This window comes from Pseudomonas sp. GM49, assembly GCF_000282355.1.
Classification (GTDB): domain Bacteria; phylum Pseudomonadota; class Gammaproteobacteria; order Pseudomonadales; family Pseudomonadaceae; genus Aquipseudomonas.
Genome location: NZ_AKJL01000123.1, coordinates 1 through 9,856, shown reverse-complemented (window position 1 = coordinate 9,856; position 9,856 = coordinate 1). Strand labels below are relative to the sequence as shown.

Genomic DNA, 9,856 nt, shown 5'->3' with positions numbered 1-9,856 from the left:
CGGCTTGCTGCCGATGTCGAGCAATACATTCGCAGCCAATAGCTGGGACAAGCTTCAACCCGATCGTGACGAAGTGATCGCCAGTCTGAACGTCGTGGAGTTGCTCAAACGCCACCACTACAGTAAGCCACCGCTCGATGACGCGCGTTCGGTGATCATCTACGACAGCTACCTCAAGCTGCTGGATCCGTCGCGCAGCTATTTCATGGCCAGCGACATTGCCGAATTCGACAAGTGGAAGACGCAGTTCGACGACTTCCTCAAGAGCGGCGACCTCAACGCCGGGTTCACCATCTACAAGCGCTACCTGGACCGCGTAAAGGCGCGTCTGGACTTCGCTCTTGCCGAGCTGGACAAAGGCGTCGACAAGATGGACTTCACCACCAAAGAAACCTTGCTGATCGACCGCAAGGACGCCTCTTGGCTCAAATCCTCCGCAGAACTCGACGACCTGTGGCGCAAACGCGTCAAGGATGAAGCGCTGCGGATGAAGATCGCCGGCAAAGAGCCCAAGCAGATCCAGGAAACCCTGACCAAGCGCTACAAGAACCAGTTGGCACGCCTGGACCAGACCCGCGCGGAAGACATCTTCCAGGCGTACATCAATACCTTCGCCATGTCCTACGACCCGCACACCAACTATCTGTCGCCGGATAACGCGGAGAACTTCGACATCAACATGAGCCTGTCCCTCGAGGGCATCGGCGCCGTGTTGCAGAGCGATAACGACCAGGTGAAAGTCGTGCGCCTGGTGCCGGCAGGTCCGGCGGACAAGACCAAGCAGGTTGCACCGGCCGACAAGATCATCGGCGTTGCCCAGGGCAACAAGGAAATGGTCGACGTGGTGGGCTGGCGCCTGGACGAAGTGGTCAAGCTGATCCGTGGTCCGAAAGGCACCGTGGTGCGCCTGGAAGTCATCCCGGCCAGCAATGCGCCGAACGACCAGACCACCAAGATCGTGCCGATCACCCGTGAAGCGGTGAAGCTCGAAGACCAGGCCGTGAAGAAGTCGGTACTGAACCTGAAGCAGGACGGCAAGGACTACAAGCTCGGCATCATCGAAATCCCGGCGTTCTATCTGGACTTCAAGGCCTTCCGTGCCGGCGACCCGGATTACAAGAGCACCACCCGCGACGTCAAGAAGCTGCTGACCGAGTTGCAGAAAGAGAAAGTCGACGGCGTGGTCATCGACCTGCGTAACAACGGCGGCGGTTCCTTGCAAGAGGCCACCGAGCTGACCAGCCTGTTCATCGACAAAGGCCCGACCGTGCTCGTGCGTAACGCCGATGGCCGCGTCGATGTCCTGGAAGATGAAAACCCGGGCGCGTTCTACAAAGGCCCGATGGCATTGCTGGTCAACCGCTTGTCTGCCTCGGCTTCGGAGATTTTTGCCGGCGCCATGCAGGACTACCATCGCGCACTGATCATCGGCGGCCAGACCTTCGGAAAAGGCACCGTGCAGACCATTCAGCCGCTCAACCATGGCGAACTGAAACTGACCCTGGCCAAGTTCTACCGGGTTTCCGGGCAGAGCACCCAGCATCAGGGCGTCTTGCCGGACATCGATTACCCGTCGATCATCGACACCAAGGAAATCGGTGAAAGCGCCCTGCCCGAAGCCATGCCGTGGGACACCATCAAGGCCGCGATCAAGCCTGCGGTGGATCCGTTCAAGCCGTACATTTCACAGCTCAAGTCCGAGCATGACTTGCGCACAGCCAAGGATGCAGAATTCGTGTTCATCCGCGACAAGCTGGCACTGGCGCAGAAACTGATGGCCGAAAAAACCGTCAGCCTCAATGAAGCCGAGCGCCGTGCCCAGCACGCCGACATCGAAGCCAAGCAACTGGCCATGGAAAACATCCGTCGCAAGGCCAAGGGCGAAGAACCGCTCAAAGAGCTGAAGAAAGAAGACGAGGACGCTATCGCGGCCGAGGAAGACAAGACCAAGCCGGAAGACGACGCCTACCTGAGCGAAACCGGGCGGATTCTGCTGGATTACCTGAAACTCAACACGGCAGTGGCCAAGCACTGAGTTATTACAAGCAACTGATGGCAATTTAATGTTGACGCTCCCCGGAGCGTCATCAAGCAGTCATCATTCTGTCGTGAAATAAAGGACCGGGCGTGCTCTTTTTACCAAGGGCACGCCCGGTCCTTTTTTTATCGCCAGAGATCGCCATGACCACAACCGAACAGCTGAGTGCATTGAGCTCAATCCTGACTCAAAGCGGTCTGCACAGCCTGTTCCAACCGATCATCAGCCTATCTGAACGGCGCATCCTCGGTTACGAAGCCCTCAGTCGCGGCCCCTCCAACAGCCCTCTGCACTCCCCTGTCGCCCTGTTCGCCGTCGCCCGCCAGGCCGGACGCCTGAGCGAGCTGGAGATTGCCTGCCGCGAAAGCGCTTGCCGACGCTTCAATGAGCAACAACTGCCTGGCATGTTGTTCCTCAACGTATCCCCGGAATCCCTGCTCGAAGCGGCCCATCAACCGGGGCGCACCCTGCAATTGCTGCAGGACTTCGGCATTGCGCCGAGTCAGGTGGTCATCGAGCTCACGGAACAAACGCCGACGGATGATTTCCAGTTGCTGCAAACCGCCCTGCATCACTATCGGGCGATGGGGTTTTCGATTGCGCTGGATGATCTGGGGGCGGGTTATTCGAGTTTGCGCTTGTGGTCGGAGCTGCGGCCGGACTACGTGAAAATCGACCGGCATTTCATTGATGGCATTCATCAGGATTCGCTCAAGCGCGAATTCGTCGGCTCGATCCTGAAAATCGCCAAGGCCTCGCGGGCGCAAGTCATTGCCGAAGGTATCGAGTTACCGGAAGAGCTCACGGTGCTGACTGAGATGGGTGTGGATTTGGTCCAGGGCTATCTGCTCTGCCGTCCCCAGGAACACCCACCGCGGGATGCCCGGGCATTGATGCCCCGACAGGACAGCACCGCTGTTGTACTGAGCGAGGACGGCAGCGACCTCAGCGCCCTGCTCAACGAGCAACCTGCCATGTACCACGACACTCCGACCGCCACGGTGCTCGAAGCCTTTCGCCGCCAGGCCAACCTGAACTCGCTGGCGATCCTGAATGAACAGGGTCAGCCTTGCGGTATCGTCCATCGGCATTCGCTCTCCGATGCCCTGCTCAAGCCCTTTGCCACCGATCTGTTCGCCCGCAAACCCATCAGCCGGTTGATGAACGATGACTTCCTCGCCGTCGAGCTGAGTCAGTCGCTGCAACAAGTCAGCCGCCTGATCACAGGCCGTGCCCGCCAGCGCATCGAAGAAGATTTCATCATCACCCTCAACGGCGGCTACCTGGGACTGGGCCGGGTGATTGACGTGCTCAAGCTGATCACGGAACTGAAGATCCAGCAGGCCCGCTACGCCAACCCGCTGACCTTGCTCCCGGGCAACGTGCCGATCCAGCAATGCCTGACGCGGCTGCTGCAACAGCAACGGGAATCAGTGATCTGCTACGTGGACATCGATAGCTTCAAACCTTTCAACGACATCTACGGCTATGGCCGCGGCGACGAAGTCCTGCTGTGCCTGGCCCAATGCCTGAACGACCGCGTCGACCCGTCCCGCGACTTTGTCGGCCACATCGGCGGTGATGATTTCCTGCTGGTGCTCGGCCCGGAAGACTGGCGCAAACGTTTGAACCAGTTGCTCGACGACTTCCAGAGCCAGTGCCGACGTTTCTACCGCAGCGAACACCTGGAGGCCGGATGCTTTATCGCACCAAATCGACAGGGCGTACGGCAGGAGTTTGCGCTGTTGTCGCTGTCGATCGGCGTGGTGCATCTGCATCCACAGGCCTGTGGACAACTCGATGCGAGCCAGCTGGCGGAAATGGCGTCACAAGCCAAGCACCATGCGAAGAATGTGCAGGGGTATAGCGTGCATGTGATTGATAGTCGGGTGGTTTCGACTGTTGAAGAGGTGCTCGTTACCGGGCATCGATAAGGGATCTCGGCATCACGCCAATCAACGAGGTGCCGAAGAAGACTTCAGCTCTTCGAGCTTGATCGGCGCCAACGGATGCCCGGCCTTCGCCGCGATCTCCCAGAACCGCGCGGCTTCAACCGGATCCGGTGCCTTGCTCGCCGTCCCGGCCAGACTGATCACTCCAACCTGATACGCCGCCTTGCCATCGCCCGCCAACGCCGCCAGGCGCAACAGACGCGCGCCCTCTTCACGAGCGCCAAGGCCGACGCCACGAAACGTCAGGATATGCCCATAGAAGCTCTGGGCGCCGACGTCGCCCAGGTTGGCCATGCGTGCAAACTGGCCTTCGAGCCAGCGCCAGCCCTGCGGCTGGCGAACAAACCACGGCCAGTGAAACAGTCTGCGCGCGAGCCAATATCCGGATCGCGCCTTGAGTTGCAAAAACACTCAGGCCTCGGCCGATTCCGGGTATTCGTACTCGAACACCCGCACCACTTCCGAAGCATGCCAGGACGCGGCGGCAACGCCGTCCGACGGCCCGGAAAAACGCCCGAGGCGCTCGACACATTCAAAAAATCCGGTGCGCGGCAGGCGACTGGCGCCCTGGCTGATCACCAGTGAACTGCGCAATGGCTGCTCTGCCCTGGCGTCCAGTGCCGCCAGATGCTCAAGGGCCGCTGTCAGGGTTTGCATGGCCGGTGTCGGCAACTGCAAACGTTCCAGTAATGCCCGATAAGTCAGAAGATGGCGCTGGCGACGCGCCTGATCCAGTTCGCCCAGCAATCCGTCCCAATGTTGACGACTGATGCGTACGCTCACGATTCATCCCTCCACCCTGGCACCGTCAACTCCCAGGCCAGGCTGCGACGAATCGCGGCGTCGGGCAGACGCTCGCCACTTTCGATCATGGCCAGGTAAGACGGGCTGATGCCTACCGTGCGGGCCAGCGCCTCGATGGCGATGCCCTTTCCTTCGCGCAAACTGCGTAGTTGATCCAGACCCGGAAGAATCGCGTCTGGTGTTGCCGCCTGAAGCTTCATGGTTTCAGGCGACGCCTGCTCCTTGATGCCTGCTGCTTTCAGTAACGCCTGATACTGAGCCCATGGCAGAACCGCATATTCGGGTTCGCCTTCGCGTGTAATTATCTGAATATCCATGACTACCCCGTAGGACAACAACACTTAGCGAGTCGGCACTTTTCCCTAGAAGTGTAATCCTAACAGCGGCCAAGGTCGCGGGGGGCATCAATCTGTGAACAGGTCGAAATCGACTCAGTGTTTTTTCGGGCCTTGAAGTTGAAGTTGCTCGGGGGTATCAGGCAGGCGCTCGACCACCGCGAGCTTCTCCGGCACCTGCCACTTTCGCCAGGCACGGAAGGCATTGAGCTCGTCGTCGAGGACTTTCATCAGCCATGCCAGTACGGCGATGTCATCGAGCATGCCAAACATTGGTATGAAGTCCGGGATCGCATCCACCGGACTGAGGAAGTACATCAGGCCCGCGACAACCGAAACCAGCGCCTTGGGGCTGATGGCACGATACTCACCGCGCCAGTAGGCCAGGCAGAGTGCCTGCAACAGCTTCAAATCGTCCTTGATCTTGCCCAGTCGATTGCCCTGGCTCGCGCCTTTGCTGGCGACCGCAAACAACAGGGTCGGCAATCGGCCGCGCGCCAGCAGGCGTCCGGCCAGTGGCAGGAAACGAGCGAAACTCCAGGGTGCTTTCATCATTCCTCCCGTTGAAATGTTATCCACACAAATTGTGGATAACCTTGTGAACAGAGCTGCTTTTCATCGCTGTAAGCCCCGCTTTACAAGGCCTCCGTTCAGATCGGGCGTTTTTTACTCATCAAAAAAAACCCATAATTTCATTGACTTGGCGGCCTGGTGCGTCTACCGCCAACGCCTACTATGCCTAAGACTCCGACCTAGAGCGCCTGTTCGTTTTGTTTACCCCTGCCGAACGCCAGATGCAACAACGCCCCGCATAAGCGAGGCGTTGTTATCGAAGCAGACGCTGGTTACTTGGCAGCGGCGTCTTCTTTTGCCGGATCCTTGATGGCCAGCAGTTCCAGGTCGAATACCAGTACCGAGTTGGCTGGAATCGCCGGGCTCGGGCTTTGAGCGCCGTAAGCCAGGTCAGCAGGGATGTACAGTTTGTACTTCTCGCCAACGTGCATCAGTTGCAGGCCTTCGACCCAACCCGGGATCACACCGCTGACCGGCAGATCGATCGGGCTGCCGCGCTCGACGGAGCTGTCGAATACGGTGCCGTTGGTCAGCTTGCCGGTGTAGTGAACGGTCACTACATCAGACGGCTTTGGCTGAGGGCCATCGGCTTTCTGCACGACTTCGTACTGCAAGCCCGAAGCGGTGGTGGTCACGCCGGCTTTCTTGCCGTTTTCTTCGAGGAATTTCTTGCCGGCAGCGGCCGACTCTTCGCTCATCTTGGCCATGCGTTCTTCAGCACGCTTTTGCAGTGCGGCGAACGCTTCAACCAGTTCTTCGTCCTTGAGCTTCTGCTCTTTCTTGCCGACGGCGTCTTCGATGCCCTGGGCTACAGCTTTGGAATCCAGATCATCCATGCCTTCCTGAGCCAGGCTCTTGCCCATGTTCAGGCCAATGCCGTAGGAAGCTTTTTGCGCCGGAGTTTTCAGCTCTACGCTGGTCTGCGAATCACAACCCGCGAGTACCAGGCTAACCAGGGCCACCGCCGCCGCCAACCGATGCTGTTTCATGCTATTTCCTTGTTCATGCGCCTAAAGGGCAATCGAGTAAAGCCGCGAGCTTATCAGGCCGCCACGACCAATGGCTACCGGCATGAGAGCCGGAAACGATTGATAAGTTCAGGTGTTTAAACGCATTTCACCATTCGGCTGATGAAGCTTCTTTCATCTTGTTCCGACGCAGGCTGATTCCTGAACCTACAATATCTGGCGCAATGGCCTCTTGCCGCACCTTCGGCACTCGGGCATAACGGCATGATAGCTCAACAAGGATGTTTATCTTGCGCCTCTTCTTTCGCCTGCTGGCTCTCATCGCAATACTGTTCGGACTGGTCATGGCCGTGGTTCTTTACTATGTCGCCAACCCGAAATTACCGGCCTGGTCGCCGGCACAACAGGTGCACTACCTGGAGCAATGGAGCGCCGCCGATCGAGAGACTTATTACTTCACCCCCCAGGGCACTCAGGTCAAAGGCTTGCGCTACGACTGGTTCACCGCCCTCGAACTGCCCTTCTCGCAGCAACGCTTCGCCGCCCCCGAGTACCTCGCCCGTTTCGGTTTTCTGGTGGACCCCGGCCAGAAACCGACACCGAACAACCCCGGCAACCTCCCGGCAGGCTTTACCCGGCACCAGAATGCGGGGAGCCCGGATATGTTTCTGGATGTCACCTGCGCGGCCTGCCATACCGGTGAATTGCGTTTCAAGGGCCAGGCCGTGCGTATCGACGGTGGCTCGGCGCAGCATGTTCTGCCCTCCAGTGTTCCTACACTCAAAGGGGGCAGTTTCGGACAAGCGCTGGTGGCCAGCCTGGCCTCGACTTACTACAACCCGTGGAAATTCGAGCGCTTCGCACGCAATGTGCTGGGTCAGGACTACGAGACGCACCACAAACAACTGCGCAAAGAATTCAAATCTTCACTGGATACGTTCCTCAAGGTGGCCTGGAACGACACCCATCGCGGGCTCTATCCGACCGAGGAAGGCCCGGGGCGCACAGACGCCTTCGGGCGCATCGCCAACGCCAGCTTCGGTGATGCGATTTCCCCCGACAACTACCGCGTGGCCAATGCCCCGGTCGACTATCCACAGTTGTGGGGCATGTGGACGTTCGAATGGGTGCAGTGGAACGGTTCGGCGAAACAACCGATGGCCCGCAACATCGGCGAGGCGTTGGGCGTCGGTGCCACGCTGAATTTCTTCGACGGGAACGGCCAGCCGCTGATGGGCGATGCCCGCTATCCCTCCAGCGTGCGCGTGCGCGATCTGCACCTGATCGAAGAAACCCTGCAACGACTCGCGCCTCCGGCCTGGCCGGAAGATCTGTTGGGCGCGGTCGACAAACCTCTGGCAGCAAAGGGTCGCGCCTTGTTCGCCGAAAACTGCGCGGGTTGTCATGTACCGCGTACCACCCAAGGCGACGGGCGATATGTCCAGCATCTGAAAATGGTCCCGGTGGATTACATCGGCACTGACCCCGGTGCGGCCAACAACATCGCCGACCACCGCTTCGACCTCACAGCATTGCAATGGAAGCAGGCGGAGCTGGAAAAACTTGATGTGGAACCCAAACCCGCCGAGCCACTGGACCTGAGCAAAATGTCCGTGGCCAAGGGGCTGGCCTATGTCACGGCATTTGTCCAGGACCGCGCGTATCAAGACGCCAATGTTACCCCTGCCGAGCGCCCTGAAATGGACGGTTTCGGCCTGCCGATCGGTGTGCGCGAATTGCGTTCGTACAAGGCCAGGCCATTGGCGGGTATATGGGCGACAGCGCCGTTCCTGCACAACGGTTCGGTACCGAGCATTTATCAATTGCTGTCGCCTCAGGATGAACGTGCGACCACGTTCTACAAAGGCACTTTCGAATACGACCCGGGGCACCTGGGTTACCGCACCGAAGCCTTTACCAACGGTTTCCTGTTCGACACGCGAATCACCGGCAACCACAACAGTGGTCATGAGTTCCGTGCCGGCAATCTCGGCAATGGCGTGATTGGCCGCGGGTTGCAGCCGCAAGAACGCTGGGCACTGCTGGAATACCTGAAAGTGCTGGGCGGCCCGCTGGAAGCGCAATTGCCATGACCACAGCCTCAGTCACAGGGACTCTCTCATGCTGATTACACTCTGGCTGCGCCTGGGCGCCTTCCTCGGCAAGCTGTTGCTGTGGCTGCTGGGTCTTGGAGTGCTTGGCTGGGCATTGGCCAGCGCCTGGTTTGCCTGGCAGCAGCGCGGACCGGTCTCCGCGCAGGAGTTGATTGCGGACGATGAAGCCGCGATGACCCAGGACATCATCCAGACCGCTGTGCGCATCGTCGATCAGCACCGTGAAAGCACCCGCTACCTGCGCGACGCTCATGCCAAGGCCCACGGCTGCGTCAAAGCCGAAGTTCAGGTGTTGCCGGAACTGGCCAGCGAATTGCGCCAGGGCGTGTTCAGCGAGCCGGGCAAAACCTGGCAAGCGACGATGCGCCTGTCCAATGGCAATGCCTACCCGCAGTTCGACAGCATCCGCGATGCCCGGGGCATGGCGATCAAGCTGTTCGATGTTCCGGGCAAACAACTATTGAGCGATCAGCAGGGGCGAAGCGAACAGGACTTTGTGATGTTCAGCCATCCGAACTTCTTTGTAAGTAACGTGGCCGAATACCGTCAGAACGTCGCTGCCCAGGCCGACGGTAAAAAAATGATGGCGTTCTTTCCGGGCCGGGATCCGCGTTCGTGGCAAGTTCGCCACCTGTTTATTGCCTTGGCAACATTGTCCCCTGCTCCATCGAGCCCAACCCGGACGACGTACTTTTCGGTTTCACCCTACAAATTCGGTGAAGCCAATGCGAAGTTCCGGGTCATGCCCGATCCGGGCAGTTGCCCGGCCTACAACCTGCCGGAACAAAATCGCAAGTTGCCGAACTTCCTGCGCAATGCGCTGAATCAACAGTTATCGACCGACCGGGTACCCGCGTGTTTCGTCTTGCAAATCCAGCGGCAGGACGCCAACAAGTACATGCCGATTGAGGACACCAGCATTGAATGGCGCGAAAGTGATGCGCCCTTCGAGACGGTGGCACGGATCAATGTGCCGGCGCAGGACTTCGATACACCGGCGCTGAACCTGCAATGCGACAACCAGTCATTCAATCCCTGGTTCGGTATCGAGGCACACCGCCCCATCGGCGGG

9 protein-coding genes are annotated in these 9,856 nt (G+C 59.1%); 4 read left to right on the top strand and 5 right to left on the bottom strand.

The window, feature by feature from the left end:
* The first annotated feature begins 13 nt into the window (after positions 1–13).
* A complete protein-coding gene (locus PMI29_RS16975; protein WP_238541654.1) occupies positions 14–2,035 on the top strand; it encodes a carboxy terminal-processing peptidase in 2,022 nt (673 codons plus the stop codon).
* A gap of 146 nt (positions 2,036–2,181) precedes the next feature.
* Positions 2,182–3,972 (top strand): bifunctional diguanylate cyclase/phosphodiesterase, encoded by a 1,791-nt coding sequence (locus PMI29_RS16980; protein WP_007997290.1) that lies wholly within the window; start codon positions 2,182–2,184, stop codon positions 3,970–3,972.
* A 21-nt stretch (positions 3,973–3,993) separates the two neighbouring features.
* Here the strand turns inward: PMI29_RS16980 and PMI29_RS16985 are convergent, their stop codons facing one another.
* The 5 genes from PMI29_RS16985 to PMI29_RS17005 form a co-directional block, all read right to left on the bottom strand.
* Entirely contained in the window at positions 3,994–4,401 is a 408-nt protein-coding gene (locus PMI29_RS16985) for a hypothetical protein (protein WP_007997288.1), read from the bottom strand.
* Complete coding sequence (locus tag PMI29_RS16990; RefSeq protein WP_007898892.1) at positions 4,402–4,773, bottom strand: hypothetical protein; 372 nt, start codon at positions 4,771–4,773, stop codon at positions 4,402–4,404.
* Positions 4,770–5,111, bottom strand: coding sequence for a helix-turn-helix domain-containing protein (locus PMI29_RS16995; protein ID WP_007997287.1), 342 nt, complete (start codon positions 5,109–5,111; stop codon positions 4,770–4,772). Before PMI29_RS16995 ends, PMI29_RS16990 begins: the two co-directional genes overlap by 4 nt.
* A gap of 114 nt (positions 5,112–5,225) precedes the next feature.
* Positions 5,226–5,681, bottom strand: coding sequence for a YkvA family protein (locus tag PMI29_RS17000; protein ID WP_007997285.1), 456 nt, complete (start codon positions 5,679–5,681; stop codon positions 5,226–5,228).
* A gap of 293 nt (positions 5,682–5,974) precedes the next feature.
* Complete coding sequence (locus PMI29_RS17005) at positions 5,975–6,691, bottom strand: FKBP-type peptidyl-prolyl cis-trans isomerase (protein ID WP_007997283.1); 717 nt, start codon at positions 6,689–6,691, stop codon at positions 5,975–5,977.
* Between the two features lie 269 nt (positions 6,692–6,960).
* Here PMI29_RS17005 and PMI29_RS17010 point away from each other — a divergent pair, with 269 nt between their 5' ends.
* Both PMI29_RS17010 and PMI29_RS17015 read left to right on the top strand, forming a co-directional pair.
* Positions 6,961–8,763 (top strand): di-heme-cytochrome C peroxidase, encoded by a 1,803-nt coding sequence (locus tag PMI29_RS17010; protein ID WP_007997281.1) that lies wholly within the window; start codon positions 6,961–6,963, stop codon positions 8,761–8,763.
* Positions 8,764–8,791: 28 nt separating this feature from the next.
* Positions 8,792–9,856, top strand: a 1,065-nt coding sequence (locus PMI29_RS17015; protein WP_007997279.1) for a catalase family protein, incomplete at its 3' end; no start/stop codon positions are given.